The 16,436-nt window shown below is 58.7% G+C and carries 27 protein-coding genes; all 27 read left to right on the forward strand.

Annotated elements, in window-relative coordinates; translation table 11 throughout:
• Positions 1 to 3: 3 nt before the first annotated feature.
• The 27 genes from ACG3M1_RS07040 (at position 4) to ACG3M1_RS07170 (ending at position 16,016) form a co-directional block, all read left to right on the forward strand.
• Positions 4 to 2,055, forward strand: coding sequence for a phospholipase D family protein (locus tag ACG3M1_RS07040; RefSeq protein WP_021420673.1), 2,052 nt, complete (start codon positions 4 to 6; stop codon positions 2,053 to 2,055).
• 21 nt (positions 2,056 to 2,076) lie between these two features.
• Positions 2,077 to 2,268, forward strand: coding sequence for a hypothetical protein (locus tag ACG3M1_RS07045; protein WP_395814751.1), 192 nt, complete (start codon positions 2,077 to 2,079; stop codon positions 2,266 to 2,268).
• Between the two features lie 251 nt (positions 2,269 to 2,519).
• Complete coding sequence (locus ACG3M1_RS07050) at positions 2,520 to 2,801, forward strand: hypothetical protein (protein WP_227402180.1); 282 nt, start codon at positions 2,520 to 2,522, stop codon at positions 2,799 to 2,801.
• A gap of 547 nt (positions 2,802 to 3,348) precedes the next feature.
• Positions 3,349 to 3,909 carry a DMP19 family protein gene (locus ACG3M1_RS07055; protein WP_395815074.1) on the forward strand — a complete coding sequence of 187 codons (561 nt, stop codon included), beginning with the start codon at positions 3,349 to 3,351 and terminating at the stop codon, positions 3,907 to 3,909.
• Positions 3,910 to 4,079: 170 nt separating this feature from the next.
• Positions 4,080 to 4,466: a hypothetical protein gene (locus ACG3M1_RS07060; RefSeq protein WP_395815077.1), complete on the forward strand. Its 387-nt coding sequence runs from the start codon at positions 4,080 to 4,082 to the stop codon at positions 4,464 to 4,466.
• 22 nt (positions 4,467 to 4,488) lie between these two features.
• On the forward strand, positions 4,489 to 4,707 hold the full coding sequence (locus ACG3M1_RS07065) for a hypothetical protein (protein ID WP_250832307.1): 219 nt from the start codon (positions 4,489 to 4,491) through the stop codon (positions 4,705 to 4,707).
• A 23-nt stretch (positions 4,708 to 4,730) separates the two neighbouring features.
• Positions 4,731 to 5,384, forward strand: coding sequence for a hypothetical protein (locus ACG3M1_RS07070; RefSeq protein ID WP_257340320.1), 654 nt, complete (start codon positions 4,731 to 4,733; stop codon positions 5,382 to 5,384).
• Between the two features lie 73 nt (positions 5,385 to 5,457).
• Positions 5,458 to 6,060 carry a PolC-type DNA polymerase III gene (locus ACG3M1_RS07075; protein ID WP_395814760.1) on the forward strand — a complete coding sequence of 201 codons (603 nt, stop codon included), beginning with the start codon at positions 5,458 to 5,460 and terminating at the stop codon, positions 6,058 to 6,060.
• 9 nt (positions 6,061 to 6,069) lie between these two features.
• Positions 6,070 to 6,339: a hypothetical protein gene (locus ACG3M1_RS07080; protein WP_161808251.1), complete on the forward strand. Its 270-nt coding sequence runs from the start codon at positions 6,070 to 6,072 to the stop codon at positions 6,337 to 6,339.
• Positions 6,340 to 6,471: 132 nt separating this feature from the next.
• Positions 6,472 to 7,113 (forward strand): hypothetical protein, encoded by a 642-nt coding sequence (locus tag ACG3M1_RS07085; protein ID WP_395814763.1) that lies wholly within the window; start codon positions 6,472 to 6,474, stop codon positions 7,111 to 7,113.
• 795 nt (positions 7,114 to 7,908) lie between these two features.
• Positions 7,909 to 8,391: a hypothetical protein gene (locus ACG3M1_RS07090; RefSeq protein ID WP_395814766.1), complete on the forward strand. Its 483-nt coding sequence runs from the start codon at positions 7,909 to 7,911 to the stop codon at positions 8,389 to 8,391.
• 131 nt (positions 8,392 to 8,522) lie between these two features.
• Positions 8,523 to 9,116 (forward strand): hypothetical protein, encoded by a 594-nt coding sequence (locus ACG3M1_RS07095; RefSeq protein WP_021420664.1) that lies wholly within the window; start codon positions 8,523 to 8,525, stop codon positions 9,114 to 9,116.
• A gap of 65 nt (positions 9,117 to 9,181) precedes the next feature.
• The gene (locus tag ACG3M1_RS07100) at positions 9,182 to 9,844 is read left to right on the forward strand and encodes a hypothetical protein (protein WP_395814769.1); all 663 of its coding nucleotides are present in this window, start codon (positions 9,182 to 9,184) and stop codon (positions 9,842 to 9,844) included.
• Positions 9,845 to 9,948: 104 nt separating this feature from the next.
• Entirely contained in the window at positions 9,949 to 10,383 is a 435-nt protein-coding gene (locus tag ACG3M1_RS07105; RefSeq protein WP_227402164.1) for a single-stranded DNA-binding protein, read from the forward strand.
• 47 nt (positions 10,384 to 10,430) lie between these two features.
• The gene (locus tag ACG3M1_RS07110) at positions 10,431 to 10,580 is read left to right on the forward strand and encodes a hypothetical protein (RefSeq protein WP_227402163.1); all 150 of its coding nucleotides are present in this window, start codon (positions 10,431 to 10,433) and stop codon (positions 10,578 to 10,580) included.
• A 21-nt stretch (positions 10,581 to 10,601) separates the two neighbouring features.
• Positions 10,602 to 10,829 carry a hypothetical protein gene (locus tag ACG3M1_RS07115; RefSeq protein ID WP_395814771.1) on the forward strand — a complete coding sequence of 76 codons (228 nt, stop codon included), beginning with the start codon at positions 10,602 to 10,604 and terminating at the stop codon, positions 10,827 to 10,829.
• A gap of 5 nt (positions 10,830 to 10,834) precedes the next feature.
• Positions 10,835 to 11,077, forward strand: a complete 243-nt coding sequence (locus tag ACG3M1_RS07120) for a hypothetical protein (protein WP_395814774.1) — start codon at positions 10,835 to 10,837, stop codon at positions 11,075 to 11,077.
• 37 nt (positions 11,078 to 11,114) lie between these two features.
• Positions 11,115 to 11,687, forward strand: coding sequence for a P-loop NTPase (locus tag ACG3M1_RS07125; RefSeq protein ID WP_395815080.1), 573 nt, complete (start codon positions 11,115 to 11,117; stop codon positions 11,685 to 11,687).
• On the forward strand, positions 11,680 to 11,895 hold the full coding sequence (locus ACG3M1_RS07130; RefSeq protein WP_227032118.1) for a hypothetical protein: 216 nt from the start codon (positions 11,680 to 11,682) through the stop codon (positions 11,893 to 11,895). Before ACG3M1_RS07125 ends, ACG3M1_RS07130 begins: the two co-directional genes overlap by 8 nt.
• A gap of 10 nt (positions 11,896 to 11,905) precedes the next feature.
• Positions 11,906 to 12,190, forward strand: coding sequence for a hypothetical protein (locus ACG3M1_RS07135; RefSeq protein ID WP_395814777.1), 285 nt, complete (start codon positions 11,906 to 11,908; stop codon positions 12,188 to 12,190).
• Positions 12,174 to 12,668, forward strand: coding sequence for a hypothetical protein (locus tag ACG3M1_RS07140; protein ID WP_395814780.1), 495 nt, complete (start codon positions 12,174 to 12,176; stop codon positions 12,666 to 12,668). The genes ACG3M1_RS07135 and ACG3M1_RS07140 overlap by 17 nt, the downstream gene beginning before the upstream one ends.
• A gap of 2 nt (positions 12,669 to 12,670) precedes the next feature.
• The gene (locus ACG3M1_RS07145; protein WP_395814783.1) at positions 12,671 to 13,438 is read left to right on the forward strand and encodes an RAD55 family ATPase; all 768 of its coding nucleotides are present in this window, start codon (positions 12,671 to 12,673) and stop codon (positions 13,436 to 13,438) included.
• Between the two features lie 36 nt (positions 13,439 to 13,474).
• On the forward strand, positions 13,475 to 13,726 hold the full coding sequence (locus ACG3M1_RS07150; protein WP_257340314.1) for a hypothetical protein: 252 nt from the start codon (positions 13,475 to 13,477) through the stop codon (positions 13,724 to 13,726).
• An 11-nt stretch (positions 13,727 to 13,737) separates the two neighbouring features.
• Positions 13,738 to 14,055: an integration host factor, actinobacterial type gene (gene mihF / locus ACG3M1_RS07155; protein ID WP_395814786.1), complete on the forward strand. Its 318-nt coding sequence runs from the start codon at positions 13,738 to 13,740 to the stop codon at positions 14,053 to 14,055.
• A gap of 65 nt (positions 14,056 to 14,120) precedes the next feature.
• Positions 14,121 to 14,606, forward strand: a complete 486-nt coding sequence (locus ACG3M1_RS07160; protein WP_129980607.1) for a hypothetical protein — start codon at positions 14,121 to 14,123, stop codon at positions 14,604 to 14,606.
• A gap of 10 nt (positions 14,607 to 14,616) precedes the next feature.
• On the forward strand, positions 14,617 to 14,958 hold the full coding sequence (locus ACG3M1_RS07165) for a hypothetical protein (protein WP_227402155.1): 342 nt from the start codon (positions 14,617 to 14,619) through the stop codon (positions 14,956 to 14,958).
• Positions 14,959 to 15,380: 422 nt separating this feature from the next.
• Positions 15,381 to 16,016 carry a plasmid mobilization protein gene (locus tag ACG3M1_RS07170; RefSeq protein ID WP_395814789.1) on the forward strand — a complete coding sequence of 212 codons (636 nt, stop codon included), beginning with the start codon at positions 15,381 to 15,383 and terminating at the stop codon, positions 16,014 to 16,016.
• Positions 16,017 to 16,436 lie beyond the last annotated feature (420 nt).

The following is a 16,436-nucleotide window of genomic DNA, read 5'->3' on the forward strand; positions in this document are numbered from 1 at the left end:
GAAATGGAATTGCGTCAGGAGAGCCTGTTCGCCGACGAGACCAAGGGAGGTATCGAGGTCATCTACTCGAAATTCATCGACCAGCGGAGGATGGATTACAAGGCCCTGTTCGGTGGCTTCGACCATCTGAGGGTCATCACGTTCTCATATGGGCTAGGCTTCGTGGAGACGGTTGCCGACATGTTCGAGGATGTCGAGATAATCATCGGCTCCATGAACACCGTGCGACCCGACATCGTGGATGTCGCCATGCACCAAAAGTTGGAGATGAAGCGCCTTTCCAAGCGGAAGCAACTCGTGGAACGCGTCAAGGACGGCTCCGTGCGCATCTACTTCAACATGCGCAAGATGTCGCATGAGAAGCTGTACATACTGTCTGCCGACGATGGGCGCTGCCGCATCATCACGGGTTCAGCGAACCTCTCCAAACGAGCCTTCACGGGCGGTCAGTACGAGGAGATAACCTGCTTCGACGGCGATGTCGTGATGTTTGATAACCGCCTCGCACGCTTCGAGTCGTTGAAGGGAATGTCGTCCACGACGCCGTTGGAACCCGCCGCCATGGTCGATTTCGCGAGTGTCGCCGGGGACTCCGAAGGTGAGTTAGAGGTGGTGCCGGTCATGCGGGCGAAGGGGGTCGTCTACCTCTGCGACATGCCGGAGGATGACGATGAGGTTGAGACCTTCTACACCTTCAACCCGAAGGACATGACGGAGGAGGAGCGCGAACAATATGCCGCGATGCGAGAGCATAAGGTGGACTACAAGCCGGTCACCGGTGGTCGCGTCATCATCCCTGATGAGGTGCGTCGCGTCATTCGCGCGGCAAGGGAGGCCAAAGCAGAGCGTGAGGTGCGTGCGGTCGCCTATCCGAAGTTCCATTATGACACCGAGAGCGGCGCGGCGACGTTGAACGGGGAGGCGTATGAAGTTCAGCCGGAGGGCGCGTGGGTGGATGATGCGCACCGCATCTCCGACATCATGCGCGGGTACGATTCGTTCATAGGTGATGTCGAGGTCACGAAGCAGCAGTTCTTCAAGGTGCTCGCCTTCATGTTCACCGCGCCGTTCATGACGAGGGTGCGAAAAGTCGCGATGCGCCACGGTTATTCCTTCACGCTGTTCCCCCTATACTGCATTCTTTACGGTGACTCCAATGCGGGCAAGACCACCTTTATGGAGCTGTGCCTGCAAGCGATGTACGGTTCTCCGCAGACGGGCAAGGTGTCACACGAGGAGTGGACACCGACTGGAATCAAGGCAATCAATAGCCTCTGCCCAGAGATGGGATTGCTGATTGACGATATGCCGTGGAAGCGATTCCAGACGAATGCCGACGCAATCATAAAGCGCGACGGGGCTTGGTTGAACCGCGAAGATGTCCTCAGCCCCATCTACACGTTGACGGTGAACAAGATGGGCGGATTGAAACCCGAGCTGGCGAAGCGCTCTGTTCCCATACGGACGGAGGTTCGCATCGACCGCGAGGTCGGCACGGTCGGCAAGAAGACTCTGAGCGATTCGATTGGGAGGCTCACAACCGCCTTCTTCCTCGAATACCTTGCCCGCATGGAACCGCTGGTCGAGGAGATGGAGGACATGATACGTGTCGGGTCGCGAGACTATCTTCCAGACCTCCTGAACCTGTCGAGTGTCACGTTGCGGGAGATGTTTAAGGAGGCTGGCGAGTCCGATACGTGGAACACGCCCTTGACGTTCCGCGATTTCATCGGTGAGACCGCGACCGCCCGTGTGGCGAGGGAGAAGCTGCTTGAGGCATGGCGCGTAGACCCCTCGCAGTTCAAGGTGCGTCCAAACAATCAAGGGGTGGAATACAAACCGGATGGCTCTGATGCCGATAGGACGCTCAAGTTCGAGGTGAAGGCCATCTATGACGAACTTCCGGCATATCTCAATGCGGCGATGGTGAACAGCGTCATCGTGTTCAAGGATACCGCCTCTCTTGAGTCGTTCCTTGGCGTGAGACTCGACAAGAGCCTCGGCGCGATGGTGCGCAGGGCTGTCCGCACGATGCGCGGAGGCAAGGCGGATTAGACGACAGGCGGTAGGTTTTAGATGGGCAAGTCATGGGTAGCTGCTGGTGGTCGAACAATAACGGACGAGATGGTCGAGCGCTGGGAGCGCGAGTTGGAGACGGGCGAGTTCTTCGACAAGGGGGTGACGGTCGGCGGTGTCGTGGACGGTCAACCTCACCGCTCGATGGATGAGGATGGGGAGATTCTTGGCTTCGACGGCGATGATGTATGATGTACCCGTACCGGCGAGGGCATTCAGGACTTCAAGAAACGTGTTCATAGGCATTGCCCCTCTCACCGTTCGCACACGGGGGTTAGCCGGTACGGGGATGTATGGGAGCTGATACGAGTCTCGACCTCGTTTTCAGTTATTCGCAGGCGCTACCAACACCTGCGAACGAACCCAGTTTCCCGGCAGCACTCCATATCCCAACTATGGGGTGCTGCACCCCTTGGATTGCATGATGATGGAAGGAAATCGACATGAGTTATTACAACCCAGAGGTGTACGACCCGAAGAAGCTGTTGGGGGAAGATGCGGCGGTGATGGAGGGGTTTTCGCTCTGCGGGCAGATGGTCCTCGACAGGCTCGATGAGATGGAGGACAACGGGCTGATGGATGAATCTATCCCCCTGTTCAGCGAGCTGTACCGTCAGGTGGCTCATGACATCAAGGGGCGTATCGCCAACCTTCTTGACTGTGAGAAAATCGAACTCACCGTCTCCCTCATGGAGGCCGAGCCGGAGCGCTACGCAGCCGATTAGCCGCCAATCTCCCGTTCCCACCGATATGGCACCTCAGGTAAGACCAGCGATGCGGTGGAAAGGCTTCGGATAGCGTCGAAGAGCGGAGAGATGGCAAGGAGACGAAAAGAGCTGACATGCTCGGCGATGGAAGAGCGAAGACTTCAACCGACTTGACGTGACTCGATAAGGAGCTGAGTTGCCAAGTTCAGATGGGATGCGAAAGGGAATAGCAGAGCAAAGAGCGGACTGGAGAAGCGGGGAGATGCCCGCACGGAAGGGGTTGCGCCTCGGCGCGGCCCCTTTTCTCATGGACGGAGAGGGAGGGAAGGCAAGGAGGGAGGAGAAAGGGTTGACGGTTCCAGAGATGGCGGCGGTGCAGAGATGGCGGGTGGTCCGCATGGGTGGCGGATGGGGGAGGGCAAGGATAGGGGCAAGCCCCTATGACCCAGTTCCACGCAGGGGCGACCTTGTGAAGAAGGTATGTAGGAATGTAGTTTACCACATTGATAGCATGATAGGTTGATATAATTAAGCCACAGGCAACCACGAGGGAAGGAACCCCACCATGAAGTACAAGGGCATCGAGCTTGAGGGTCTGGACAAGGATGTCAAGCTGGCGCACAGCCGCTTCACGGAGGCCGACGAGGGCACCGACTGGATTGACAAGTTGCTCACCTGTGACAAGGCCGCGCTCATGCCGACCCAATTCCACGAAGTCAGCGCCCTCAGCTCCGTCATCAATATGGACTACCAGATTTGCAACGGCGGCATCGGCCAGTACGTTACCAACGGCTACCACGAGTACCGCGCACCGCAATGCGATGGCGATGTGGAGCATTACGGTGCGGTCGAACAGGTGTATATGCTGCGGTCGCTGGCGGATTTCGGTGACAGCGTGTTCCCGTATGCCGATAGCTGTAATCGCGAGGTCTGGCAGTGGGCGAATCTCTTCGACCGCATCGACTTCGATTCGGTTGACTATTACGACGAGGTAATCGGTGAGTATGTTTCACCGGAGGCGGTCGAGGAGTGCGAGCGGCGCTACTATGACGGGGTTAGCGACCATGTGGGTCTGCTCTGCGAGGCATACGCCCAGTACCTCTGCAAGTCATACGGCATCGACTAGACGGACGATGGAAGGGGCACCCGGCATGGTGCCCCTTTCCTTGGCACGCCGAGCTGCCCAATGCGTGTCCATGGAAAAGGTTGTGTGCGATATGTGTAGCTTCCTACTTTACCATATTTGTGGGTTGGTAGTTTGCTATGATGATAGCGGCACAACGGAAAGGACACGCCATGGGCAGCTACTTCCACGTCATCGAGCGCAAGGTCGGCGGGAACCTCGACGCGTTCCGCCGTGAGCTTGGCCGTCTCCGCGAGAGCGGGCACTTCCACCGCGACCGCCATGAGCGCATTATGCGCATCGCCAAGACGGTGGGTTTCGGCCACATCGTCCGCCAGTGCCTCGTGGACACCGGGCACCGCGCCGGTTGCGAGGTCCATGTGCTCACGAGCACGGGAATAGTCCTCGTGTTCAACGCGCATTCGCGCAAGCTCATCACCGTCCTCGTGGCGCGTCCGGGTCAGGTCGCGCGTTATTACGAGCCTTTCGGTGAGGATGTGCCGGATTGGCTGATGAACCGGGCGTATGAGAACACCTGCGTCCGTCATCTGAACTATTAGGAGAAGGGAAGGGAACGACACCATGGATTACTACTTCTTCATCAAGCTGCGGCGCAAGGTGCCCACGCGGAAGCACAAGCTGGGCATGGACACCGCAGTTTGCCGCGCCCGCAGCAAGGAGGAGGCGGTTGCGCAGCTCCTACCTGAGATGCGGGATTGCGTCGAGTTCGTGTCCCAGCGCTGGACGATGCGCGATTGCTACCCGAACCCGAAAGGTATACTGAGGGACGAGATTATCTAGCCATCAAGGGAAAGGATTGAGATATGGCTGACAAGAAGGACGAGATGTATCTGGTGGGCTGGTGCCCCGATTGCGGCAGGACCGTGGTCGTGCGGAAGGAGGATGAATGGACGTGCGGGTGCGGCCATGACCTGCTGAACCTCACCGCCTGTTCCTCCCCCGTGGAGATTGCCGAGGCCGTCGCGCTGATGGAGACCGTCAAGAACGACGCTTTGCGCGAACCTGATGCCATCCACCGCCCCACGCTCGCCGAGGAGGCTGCGAACGCCCGTGCGGCTGCTGCGGCCTTGGCTGAGGAGGAGGCGCGTTGCGAGGATGACGATGATGATGGTGCCCCCGACATCATCAAGGAGCTGTTCTGCGAGCTGTTCCGTGACGATGATTGCGAGGGTTGCCCGCTCCATCGGGAGGGCGGTGGCACGACCGACTCCGACGAGCTGCCCGGTGATGGGGACCTGCGCATGTTCATGGTCTCGGCGACTCCGTTCCCGGTGTGGGTGCGCGGTGAGGGCTGGGTGGATGCCGCCTTCGCCCTGCGCGGGGAAATCGAGGACATCGCCGTCGCGGGATTCACTGCCGCGTTGAAGGAGGGTTCGGTGCATCTCAGCGCCGTGCCCGTCAGCGGTGACGAGGACGCGCCGGGTATGGTCATGTTGGAGAAGGTCGTGCGCGACTAACAGTCGGAGATGACCTTTTGCGGGGCCGTGTCGCAGGTGGCGCGGCCCTTTTTCAATCGAGAGGGAGAATGGAATGGAATCCAAGTACGATTACGTCGTGTTCGACATCGAGACCACGGGGCTGCACCCTGATAGCGACCAGATTTGCGAGATTGCCGCCATCGGCGTGAAGGACGGCCTGCCGCAGGGCTTGTTCTCGACGCTCGTGGCGATTGAGGGGTCTATGCCCGAGGCGGCGGGGCGCGTCAACGGCATCACCGACGATATGCTCAAGGGCGCTCCCGCCATCGGCGACGCGCTCGACGCGTTCCTCGACTTCATCGGGGAAGACGCGACCCTCGCGGGGCACAACATCGCCTCCTTCGACATCCCGTTCGTGCAGGCCGCAGCCGCCAAATCCGGTCGCGTCTTCATCTACCCCTATGTCATCGACACGTTGGAGGTGGCGAGGGAGCTGTGGCCCGACCTGCCCAGCCGCTCCATGGACAGCCTGCGCGACATCCTCGGAATCGAGCGCACGGACGCGCACCGAGCATTGGCGGATTGCTATGACGAGCTTGCGCTCTTGAACGCCGAGCTTTCGGTCATCATGCAGTCCTACGCCCGGAAGATGGATTACTGCCGAAGCGAGCTTCTGCATATCGCCGGTGAAATCGCCGAGGAGATTGGGGAGTAGGCGGTCGCCGTGGATGGCATGGACACCGTTTACAGCTTGGAGGTCTGGGTGCCGGACGGGGAGCAATGGCGCTGGTCCGCCATCGGCGCGTACCCGACCTTGGATATGGCCGTGGCCGTCGGCGAGGGCTTCCTGTCCGTCAAGCCCTACCGCGTGAGGCGGGTGACGGGTGTCGGTGGTGGCTTCCGCGACTTCCTTGCCGAGGAGGTCTTCGCCAACGCATTGACGGGGCGCATGAGGCTCCTGCGTGAGAAGTTCGGCCATAAGGGGAGGGGGTAGGGTCTCCCAAGTCATGATGGAATTATGCGTCTCAATGTTTCCATCATTATTGTTTTATAGTTTGCTATGATTGTAGGCAGCAGACGGCACCGAAGGGACGGTGCCGAGGACCATGGAAGGATGGTACGTATCATGAAGAAGGACGGGAACCGCCTTGAGGGCATCGGTGAGCGAATCGCCGTGCGCCTGATCCTGCTTGAGGAGGCTCTGGGCATGACCCCCGGCGACCCCGAGATTTACGGCAACTGGATTGCCTCGAAGGCCCCCGAGCCGGAGAACGGCGCTGAGGAGGTCGGGGTCATCGAGGGCATGGATGCCGTGGAGGACGCGACCACCTGCTTCCCCCGCACGGAGGATGGCGTGCCCTTCTGCTGGGACTACCAAATCAAGGGCTTCTTCAAGGACGCCTGCTCGGCCCTGCGCCGCGTGCCCGGTACCCGTTCGAGCAAGCTGACGGCCTTCAAGAAGGTTATCGACGGCACCGTGTTCGTGGAGCAGCGCAGAATCCCGTTCCAGCTCCCCAAGGGTGCCGAGTGCGGTCGCTGCGAGCGCCCGCTTCGCGCCAGCTCCGCCTCCGGCGAGCGCGTGGCGCTGGCCGCATCCGAGACCGTCCCAGCCGGTACCGTGCTTGAGTTCAGCATCCTCGTGATGAACCCCAAGGACGCGGAGACCGTGCGCGAGTGGCTGGACTACGGTGCCCTGCGCGGCCTGTTCCAATGGCGCAACAGCGGCAAGGGCCGCTTCGAGTGGGAGGAGGTCGCCAAAGAGGACTGACCGCGCGACCCATATACACAGATACGGCACCACGGGTAAGACCGGCAAAGCTGCGAGATGGAAAAGAAAAGCAGCGTGTTGAAGGGCGCTGAACCGAGAGGGATATGATATGTGCGAGGGGCCTCGACGCGAGGTGAGACGGCAGTGCCAAGAGCTGACGTGCAGTGGATTCGCACCGAAACGCACCGATACGAAAGGGAATGGAGAGGAACCGCGAGGCGCAGCGCGGATGCGCTCATAGGATGACGGCGGGTCATGGGGCATCGACACCCCCGTGGCCCGCCCACATAAGGTATACTCCTGATTACATGGAAGGATGATGCAGATGACATACCAGACGGACATCCTTCGCGCATCGACTCGGCAAGAACGATGATGACGAGACTACGGCTGCATGATGCCGTGAACTGCTCGTTTCCCGCCTGACGCGCTGTGAGCCGATTTTAGGCGGCATCATCCGACATAGGTCATCTGGGACATGGGTGACATTCAAGACCCCACAGGAGCGATTCTGTGGGGTCGTTTTTTCTCACGGAGCCGCAAATCGGGACGGTGGGAAGGCAGGGAGAGAGGCGGGAGGGGTGACGGTCACAAGAAGAGCGATGTTGCAGAGATGGCGGCTGGTTCGCATGGGTGACGGATGAGGGAGGGCAAGGATAGGGGCAAGCCCCTATGACCCATGTTCCCTGCGGGGGCGACCTTGTGGAGAGGGCGTGTAGGATTGTAGTTTACTACATTGGTAGTACGGCACGTTGCTATAATTAAGCCACAGGCAACCGAGAGAAAGGAACCGACATGTTCGAGCCGAAGTGCGACTGGTGGAGGAAGATTAAGTGTGAGGACAAGACGGTCCTGTTGAAGGGCATCCTCTCCATCAAGAGGAAGGATTACGGCAGGTTCGTCGAGCTGGCGCTGGACGCGGGCATGAGGGAGGCGCTTGCCGGGGATTACGACGAGGAGTCGCAGAGCGGCGAGTTCTGGTTCGATGCCGAGAAGGAGGGGCCGCGCGGCATCCTCAACTGGCTCGGCTTCTCGGTGGAGGACGAGACCGAGGATGGCATTGATTTCGTCTTCTTCGAGGACAGCGGCATCGCCGCGTACAGGGATGACATGGGCCGTGCCGTCTTCGAGGCCTGCGCCCCCGTCATCGGGGCGGGTTCGGTCCTCGTGTTCATGGAGAACTGGGACGAGGCAGAGGAGAAGGACCCGCGCATCTGGCGCTACACGTTCGATGGCGAGAAGATGCACGTCCAAGATGGTCGCTTCGTCTTCGACTAGGTGGCAAGAGGGGCATCCGCGAGGGTGCCCCTTCCTTATGGAGAGTCTATGTGGCATACTGTGTTACCATATTTATAGTATTGTAGGTTGCTATAATTAAAGCACGTTAAGACCCAAGGGAAGGAACCTACATGAAGCGCAACGACCTGAACGCCATCATCACGGGCATCGTGCATCGCTACATCGAGGACGGCTGGGTCCTTGAGATGGACAATGCGAGTTACAGCGATGTCGTGGGCGTGCATTTCCTCTCCCGTGGTCGCGAGCGCGTCGCCGTCGGCATCCGCCGCCCCGAGTTGAAAGAGGTGGCTGAGGACGGTCGCTTCGCGAATTTGCGGGGGTTGGACTCGCGCATCCTGTTCGAGTGCCGCGCCCCGAAGGGGTCCTTCGATTGGGTCGAGCCGGGGAACGTCATCAGCGAGCGTGTGTTCTTCAAGGTCGATGGTGATTGGTACGTCGATGATGCCCATGAGGCGGATGGAGCGAAGGCCAAGAGGCGCGAGAGGGCGAGGCGCGACTTCTACCGCAATGTCTCTTCCCGTTCATTCCACCCCACCAAGGCGTTCCTCGACAAGTGGGTTCGCGAGATGTACGGATGGAAGAACGTCAGACCCTCCGATGTTGTCATAGCGAAGGAGACTTGCGCAGAGGGGATTTATTACCGTGTGCGGAAGACCGTCGGCAATGGGGACTTCTTCTCGGTCACGAGCTTTGGAAAGCGCTAGGCGCGGCATGGGAGGGGCACCGGAAGACCGGCGACCCCTCCTTGATTTGTTGAAGGATTGGGAGGATGAAGAAGATGGAGAACCTTGTCGAGGACAACGGAATCTGCGATTGCCATTACCTGCTGACCATGCGTTTGGCTTTGCAAAAAGAGGTAGACAGCCCGTTCGGTATCAATTCCATATATGACTTGGGTGATTGGTGTGCTCCGTGGTGGCGCAAGCCCGTGAGCTACGCCGATTTGGATGCGTTCTTCGAGTCCCACGGGTGCGGTTGGCTCCGCCAGTCCATCGGCATCGGTAGTTGGCGCGGCGTGGCAGGGGAGGGTGAGAAGGCCGAGCGGATTATCCGCACGAGCCTTGAGCAGCATGGCCTCACGCTCGAACGGGCACGTGCCCGTTACGGCAAGAGGCGCGTCAGCGAAGCTAGGAAATGGGCTGAGACCGTGGCTTTCTTCGCCACCGGGTGCTCGTTCCTCGACATCGCCGAGGTCGTTGACAGGTCGGTGGCGCAGGTGTCCAAGGAGATATACGACACTTGGTGCGAGGATTATTACATCGGTTGCGTGGACAACATCGCCAAGTTGGCGTTCGACGGTTATCTGGTGCGCGAGCAGGGACTTGATGAAGATGGGGTCGAACCGGGCGAGGTCATCGTGCTTGAGGAGTACATGGAGGGCGTACCGCAGGAATCGCGCGGCCTTGGCACGTCCGACGTACACGGCGTGTAGAAGATATGGAGGTTACTACATTTCAACTATACTGGCATTGTAGTTTGCTATATTGGTAGTGCCGAAAAGGCAGGTAGTCACATCCGAGTAGATTGGATTCAGGCATGGCAATCAACCGAGTCATCATCGAGGGCAACCTGACGCGCGACGTGGAGATGCGCGCCACCGCCAGCGGCCTCGCGGTCGCGGGGTTCACCGTCGCGGTCAACGAGAAGCGCAAGAACGCCGAGGGCGAGTACGTCGATGCCCCCGTGTTCGTCAAGTGCTCCCTGTTCGGCACCCGCGCCGAGAAGCTGTCCAAGTACCTCTTGAAGGGCACCAAGGTCACCATCGACGGCAAGCTGCGCTACTCGCAGTGGGTCAAGGACGATGAGAAGCGCCATGAGCTGAGCGTCATCGTTGACCAGCTTGAGTTCAGCGGCGGCAAGCGCGAGCAGACCGGCGACGCGCCCGCGACCCCTTACGAGCCGTCCCACGCGGCACCCGCCCCGGTCCCCGAACCCGAACTCGACCTCTATGACGAGGACATCCCGTTCTAGGTCCGGTCGTGAGACCCGTCCTATTCGCGGTCGGCTGGGCGTCCCTGATGCTGGCGGTCGTGCTCGCGGCATCCGGCATCGCCCACGACGCCGCCTACATCTTCGCGCGGAGGAGGATGACCCGCGCACGGATGCTGCGAATCTCCCTGTTCGCCCTCCTCGCGCTTATCTTCATCCTCATCTCGTTCCAAGTCTGACATCTATGAAAGGTCCCGCATATGGCTATCTCGGATAAGGTCAAGGTCGGAATGGTGGAATACGGGGTCCCGGCCACCATCCTCGTGGAATTTGCGGCAATCGCCGCGCTCGCATGGCGTCTGGGCGGTTGGGTCTGGTCCGTGGCGTCGATGGTCGCCCTCGCCGCCCTGTTCCTTTTCGCCCTCGCGTTATGCAAGGCCGCGTCGTCCGCCGACCCCGACGGGGCCGATGACTGGTGGGGGGAGTGATGTGGATGAAGTCCAAGGGAGGGCATATGGCCCGGAACCCTCGCCCCATCGACGGGGGCCTCGCCATCATGGTGGCCGCTGCGGCACCGATGGGCGCTATCGTCTCCCTCGCCTTGGGCTGCTATATCGGCCTGAGCGCACCCGAAGTGCTCGCGGTCGCGTTCCTGTTCACCGCGCTGTTCACCATCTATGCCGTGACGGTCCGCACCCTCTGCCGCGAGTACCGCAAGCGCGGCCTCGCGGATTAAGCGACTCATGAATCGAGACACGAAAGGACTGATGTATATGTTCACGATTCTGTTCCTCAACCAGAAGGGCGGTGTGGGCAAGACCACCCTCGCCGACGAGCTGGCGTTCGCGCTTGAGCGCCGAGGCTCCACGGTGGCGTTCGTCTCCACCGACCCGCAGGGCGGCTCCGTTCACGAGGTCTGCGATGACCCGGACTACGCCGAGTCCTGCGATTACCAGATTGTCGATACGGCGGGCGTCCTGAACGACGGCATGGGCGATTGGTGCCGCGCCGCCGATGTCATCCTCATCCCCATGCTCCCGAGCACACGCGATGTGGAGCCGACCATGCGCACCTACCAAATCGCCAAGGACTCCGGCACAGGTGCGGCAATCCGCCTCGTGGTCAACAACTTCTACGCGTTCGGCAAGCTCGACAAGCAGCTCGTGGAGTTCCTTGAGTCCGAGCAGGTGCCGGTCATCGCGAAGGTGCCCCGCGCGGTCGCGCTCTCGCAGGCCGCAGCCGAGGGCAAGTCGGTCGCGGAGCACAGCCCGCACAGCCACGTCATCCCGGCTCTTGAGGAGCTGGCAGATTCCATCATCAATGAGAAGGAGGAGAAGTATGTCTAACAACAGCAACGCCTTCATGGCCTCCGCGAAGAAGTCCAAGCGCCAGCAGGCCTCCATCCAGCACGCGCAGCCGGAGGTCGATGAGCTGGTGTGCATCAACGTCCGCATCCCGAAGTCCATGCACACGAGGCTCCAATATCACAAGGTGGAGACGGGTGAGAACATGACCGTCCTCATCAACCGCCTCCTCGAAGCCGAGTTCGCGTAGGCGGTGCGCGATGGGAAAGCGAATCGGGGTGTACAAGTACATCCATGCGCTCCCCAGCGATGCCTACGGGAACCGCTATCGCATCGGGGGTCGAATCCTCTCCCAGAAGTTCGGTCTGGGCACGGTCATCGGGGTCGCGCGTGGCGGCGATGGGCGCATCTGCGTCGTCTGCAACTTCCGCGCGGCCTACGGCGAGGCGGGCAAGTTTACCTCTAAATGGCGCACGTGGCTCGTGCCCGCCGAGGAGGGCGTCGCGGTCGAGGTGAAGGAGGAGACGGATGTCGAAGCCCGATAAGCCCATATTCAACCAACAGGGCGGACGCGGGAAGCTCTACGGCCCGACTCATGGGGCGACGTACATGGGCACGTACCAGATGCCCGACGGCAAGATGGACCGCCGCATGTTCAACTGCGCCACCAACAAGGACGCCATCAAGGCCTACACCGATTGGTGCGCCGACATGGACGCGCGAATCTTGGAGGAGATGAAGGAGAAGGTGCGGCCCAAGGCGAAGGCGCAACAGCCGAAAGAGAAGCCTGCATACACGGAACCGTTCAAGAAGGACGAAGTGAAAGGAGCCGACATGGCGACAACGGCAGATGCGAAGCTCGACAAGATTTACGTCGTGATGGTGGTCGGCGGCGTGGCCGTCGCGTGGTGCGAGTCATTCGACAAGGCGGTGGCCGTCTGCGACGCGCTCACCCTCGGTGCGAAGGCCAGCGGTTTCGCCGCCACCTACGATGTGGTCGAGGTCAAGAAGTGGACGGCGTAGACATGTTGAAGTTGAATTTTGAAAAGTCGATTTTCATCCCGACGGGTTGGCCGGGTTTAGATGCCGAACTTAACGGTGGGCTGCTGTCGAAGACCGTGACGGCTGTTCTTGCAAAACCCGGCATGGGGACATCCGCATTCGCGATGAACATCTGTCTTAATGCCGCCGCGCAAGGCCATAGGTGTCTTCTCTTTACACATGATGGCGTCGATTTGTGCTTTGCGAAGATGCTTGCGTCAGAATCTCTCGCCTCCATTCATACAGCCCTGCGATTGCATTCTAATGCCGATGTCGTGAGCGATGAGATTCTGACTGCTTTAGAAGACCTCTCCAAAGTGGATATAAAACTTCGTGATATTCCATCTACTGTAGTTGAGCTAGAGAATGTTATCAGCGAGTTTGCGTATGTCGATAATTCTGGGCGCGGGAAATCGACCGTGATTGTGGTAGACGGATTGGATGATTTTGATTGCAGCCCCACTAGCCTCTGCAACTGTTTGAAGAAGTGCGCGGACTCTTGCAATGCGGCGGTCGTGTTGACTGCGCACGGTTGGCACGATAGCGCTGATGTGAAGAATGCCATGGAGCGTTGCGATGCCGTTCTGTCAATCGCGCAGGATGAGGACGAGGCCGCGACGGAGCTGTCCATCCATAAGTGTCGATACAGTGGCCCCTTCTACTATGGCGGACATACCGTGCGGTTGGTGTTTCTACCGCGTAACGCGAAGTTTTTCGAGTTGGACATGAGCGATGAGCATGAAGTCTTTTAGAAGAAGCATCGTCGAGATTTCCAGAAGATGAGAGGGTTGAGCGAGTTGAGCGCATCGAAACGTGAACGCAGACATGCCGAGCACAAGCGTTATTACGCACAGACCGCCTTCAAGTACGAGCGGCGAAAGTGGACGGATGACGAGGATAAGTTGGTTCTCATCCAGAGGATTCCCGATAGCGAGCTTTCACCAATCATCAAGCGTTCGATGAAGTCCATCTCGAACCGCCGCTGGCGTTTGCGCAAGGCGGCATCTGAGAACAAGCGAACCGGCAATGCCGGAGAGTAAGGAGAGAAAAAATGGAGAACAACAACCTGCCCGAAATGACCGACGAGCAGCGCAAGGCCGCGCTTGAGCGTTCAGCAGAGGCGCGGCGCGAGCGTATGGAGTTCAAGGAACTCGTGAAGAAGGGAGAGATTTCCCTTGCCGACGCCCTTGCAGATGACCGCGCCAAGCGCATCCGCGTCCACGAGTTCCTGATGTGCATCCCCGGCATCGGCAAGGCCAAGGCCGATGACATCATGCGCAAGCTCGGCATCGCGGAGAACCGCCGCGTGCAGGGTCTCGGTAGCCGACAGCGCGAGGGAATCATCGAGCTTGTCGCGAAGTTGAAGTAGGAATATGGAGCCGCCCGTGTGGGCGGTTTCCCATATCAGCCGTCCGCGACGAAGGGAGACGCAATATGGACGAGCGCAAGAACAAGATGACCGACCAACGCTATCGCGAGATTCTTCCGATGGCCTATATGACCGCCGCCATCGAGAAGGGCCGTCAACCCAGACCCGTAGAAGTAGGTCTATGCGCAAGGGCAATCGTCGATGCCGAGGATGAGAACAACCTAGCCTATCGCGTGGCGATGGCGACCAAGATTCACTGCACCATCGTCGGCGTGAAGCGTGTCTCCACGAAGACCGGTTACGACAAATACGAAATCACCTACCGCACGTTCGGGAAGGACGAGGACGAGACGATTCCGTCTCCGCTCATCGGAGATTTCCGATACGGCAAGGTGACCGAATGGCTGTGGGCCAAGAAGAACGATGACGGTACGGACTACTGGCCCGGAAGGCGTGCTGTGCTCTACAAGCACAACGACCCGCCCAAGGAGGGCGACATGTCGAGCGCGGGTTACCGCTGCTGCGTCTTCGCCGAAGCCCTCGACAAGTAACAGGTTGATTTTGAAAGGACATCGCATGTTCCACGATTACGCGCCCGTCTTCATCATCGGCATGTTGAACAGCTTCGCCGAGAAGACCGAGAACGGCATCATCGACTTTGACACTTACGTCACCGACCCTGAGAAGTACGATGGGTTCCTCATCTACGATAAATCTAACGGCAAGGTCGTTTGCGACATGTGCGTGGATGAGCTTCACAGCGACATCGTTGGCTACTTTGACTTCTTCGATGGCGTGGACATTCGCGTCATCGAGGATGATGGTATCTTTGTCGATGTCGATTTCGGCAGGAGCAGCATCGTGGTCGAGAATGGCCGTTGGTACGTTTCCAATTTCGATTAGACCCGTGGCCTGAAATCATCTTCTGAGATTCGCCGCCTCGCATCACCGCCATCCGAGATTTTCGATTCACCGCCATCCAGAAAACGGCGCGACCGATTTTGAGAATCACGCGATACCGGTTCACGGGGCGGCGTTCCCATGCCGAAGCAAAGTACATCCATCCGTTCGCGAGCGTCTGAAAATACATGACTGCCAAGTCGGGAATACCAAATCATCTGTCTGCGTTTCGCGGATTTGAGAAAGGTGGGGCGGCGGCACCCCACCTTTCTGTCTCCCTCCGCAAGCTCCGGGAGACACCGCCTTCCCGGCCAGAAAATAGGGGCGGCGGCACCCCTATTTCCCGTCCGGGAAGGCTCTCGCACTGCTACAATAGCAGTGCTCACCGACTAAAGTCGCTCTTCGAGTTGCAAGATGTAGGAAGTGTGGCCACAAACGCGGTAAAACCGCATTTGAACCACCCTTCCATCTTGCTTTCGGACGGCTTTAGGAGCCTACCCGAAAGGGGGTTCTCGACCGATAATCAGGTACCTAAAGATAGGGACCTGACCACCGTTCTCCAACCAGCGAAAAGGCGGCTTTTCGCAATCCCAGAACTTGGAAACGGCGGCGGCACCGTTTCAGAAGTTCCGTTTTATGAAAGTGAGGAGAAGAGTTTGTCGAACAGAGATATATGGCTGAAAGTCCGTGTGACAAATAAGGAAAGGGAAATCATCAAACGCAAGGCCGCTAAATTAGGGATGACGGTTTCGGATTATGTGCGCACGGCACTCATCCATTCCGACAATCTGAACGTCACGATGATTGATGTAGGACCCATCGAGGAGATTGCGACCGAGTTGCATAAACAGGGTGTGAACTTGAACCAGCTCATGAAGTTCCTGAACACATACGGCGCGGATGCCTATAACGCGGAGGAGACATTTCGGATTCTGACGCGAGAGGGTGACATGTTCCTGAAAGTCTCAGATGTGCTCGGTCAACTTTGCGAAGAGGCAACAAGGCATAAGGTCTATATCACAGTCCATGATTTCAGCGATGGCGATAGTGATGAGTCCTAAATACTGATTTACATAAACGACGATTTGCGAAAGGATGAGAATGATAAAGACACAACCTGTCATCTGTTTGGAGACTGGCGAGAAGTTCGAGTCATTCAATGAGTGTGCAAGGGCCATCGGAGTTCCCCGTTCGACTCTTTACAATGCGGTGACAAAAGGACATGCCACACGGGGGCATCACTATTTCTATGCCGAGAAACCGCAACCATCCGATGAGTTCTTCAACCATCCACGGGGAAAGGCTCGGGTAAGAGTTCGTTGTATCGAGACTGGTGAGGTATTCGAGAGCACGAGGAAGGCGATGGAGAAGACGGGGATTGACCGCAGGGAAATCTATCGCGCTATAAACAACAAAGCCGGTGGATTTCACTGGGAGGTTGTCGATGATTAGCGAGTTTCAGCGAGAGAGTGGAAAGGACA

The sequence above is a fragment of the Clostridium sp. 10cd* genome (assembly GCF_044336395.1).
Lineage (GTDB): Bacteria > Bacillota_I > Bacilli_A > Erysipelotrichales > Erysipelotrichaceae > Clostridium_AQ > Clostridium_AQ innocuum.

Excerpts from the sequence above, each read along its gene's own strand:
- ACG3M1_RS07040 (WP_021420673.1), top strand. The coding sequence starts at position 4 with ATGGAATTGCGTCAGGAGAGCCTGTTCGCCGACGAGACCAAGGGAGGT.
- ACG3M1_RS07045 (WP_395814751.1), top strand. The coding sequence starts at position 2,077 with ATGGGCAAGTCATGGGTAGCTGCTGGTGGTCGAACAATAACGGACGAG.
- ACG3M1_RS07050 (WP_227402180.1), top strand. The coding sequence starts at position 2,520 with ATGAGTTATTACAACCCAGAGGTGTACGACCCGAAGAAGCTGTTGGGG.
- ACG3M1_RS07055 (WP_395815074.1), top strand. The coding sequence starts at position 3,349 with ATGAAGTACAAGGGCATCGAGCTTGAGGGTCTGGACAAGGATGTCAAG.
- ACG3M1_RS07060 (WP_395815077.1), top strand. The coding sequence starts at position 4,080 with ATGGGCAGCTACTTCCACGTCATCGAGCGCAAGGTCGGCGGGAACCTC.
- ACG3M1_RS07065 (WP_250832307.1), top strand. The coding sequence starts at position 4,489 with ATGGATTACTACTTCTTCATCAAGCTGCGGCGCAAGGTGCCCACGCGG.
- ACG3M1_RS07070 (WP_257340320.1), top strand. The coding sequence starts at position 4,731 with ATGGCTGACAAGAAGGACGAGATGTATCTGGTGGGCTGGTGCCCCGAT.
- ACG3M1_RS07075 (WP_395814760.1), top strand. The coding sequence starts at position 5,458 with ATGGAATCCAAGTACGATTACGTCGTGTTCGACATCGAGACCACGGGG.
- ACG3M1_RS07085 (WP_395814763.1), top strand. The coding sequence starts at position 6,472 with ATGAAGAAGGACGGGAACCGCCTTGAGGGCATCGGTGAGCGAATCGCC.
- ACG3M1_RS07090 (WP_395814766.1), top strand. The coding sequence starts at position 7,909 with ATGTTCGAGCCGAAGTGCGACTGGTGGAGGAAGATTAAGTGTGAGGAC.
- ACG3M1_RS07095 (WP_021420664.1), top strand. The coding sequence starts at position 8,523 with ATGAAGCGCAACGACCTGAACGCCATCATCACGGGCATCGTGCATCGC.
- ACG3M1_RS07100 (WP_395814769.1), top strand. The coding sequence starts at position 9,182 with ATGAAGAAGATGGAGAACCTTGTCGAGGACAACGGAATCTGCGATTGC.
- ACG3M1_RS07105 (WP_227402164.1), top strand. The coding sequence starts at position 9,949 with ATGGCAATCAACCGAGTCATCATCGAGGGCAACCTGACGCGCGACGTG.
- ACG3M1_RS07110 (WP_227402163.1), top strand. The coding sequence starts at position 10,431 with ATGCTGGCGGTCGTGCTCGCGGCATCCGGCATCGCCCACGACGCCGCC.
- ACG3M1_RS07115 (WP_395814771.1), top strand. The coding sequence starts at position 10,602 with ATGGCTATCTCGGATAAGGTCAAGGTCGGAATGGTGGAATACGGGGTC.
- ACG3M1_RS07120 (WP_395814774.1), top strand. The coding sequence starts at position 10,835 with ATGAAGTCCAAGGGAGGGCATATGGCCCGGAACCCTCGCCCCATCGAC.
- ACG3M1_RS07125 (WP_395815080.1), top strand. The coding sequence starts at position 11,115 with ATGTTCACGATTCTGTTCCTCAACCAGAAGGGCGGTGTGGGCAAGACC.
- ACG3M1_RS07130 (WP_227032118.1), top strand. The coding sequence starts at position 11,680 with ATGTCTAACAACAGCAACGCCTTCATGGCCTCCGCGAAGAAGTCCAAG.
- ACG3M1_RS07135 (WP_395814777.1), top strand. The coding sequence starts at position 11,906 with ATGGGAAAGCGAATCGGGGTGTACAAGTACATCCATGCGCTCCCCAGC.
- ACG3M1_RS07140 (WP_395814780.1), top strand. The coding sequence starts at position 12,174 with ATGTCGAAGCCCGATAAGCCCATATTCAACCAACAGGGCGGACGCGGG.
- ACG3M1_RS07145 (WP_395814783.1), top strand. The coding sequence starts at position 12,671 with ATGTTGAAGTTGAATTTTGAAAAGTCGATTTTCATCCCGACGGGTTGG.
- mihF (WP_395814786.1), top strand. The coding sequence starts at position 13,738 with ATGGAGAACAACAACCTGCCCGAAATGACCGACGAGCAGCGCAAGGCC.
- ACG3M1_RS07160 (WP_129980607.1), top strand. The coding sequence starts at position 14,121 with ATGGACGAGCGCAAGAACAAGATGACCGACCAACGCTATCGCGAGATT.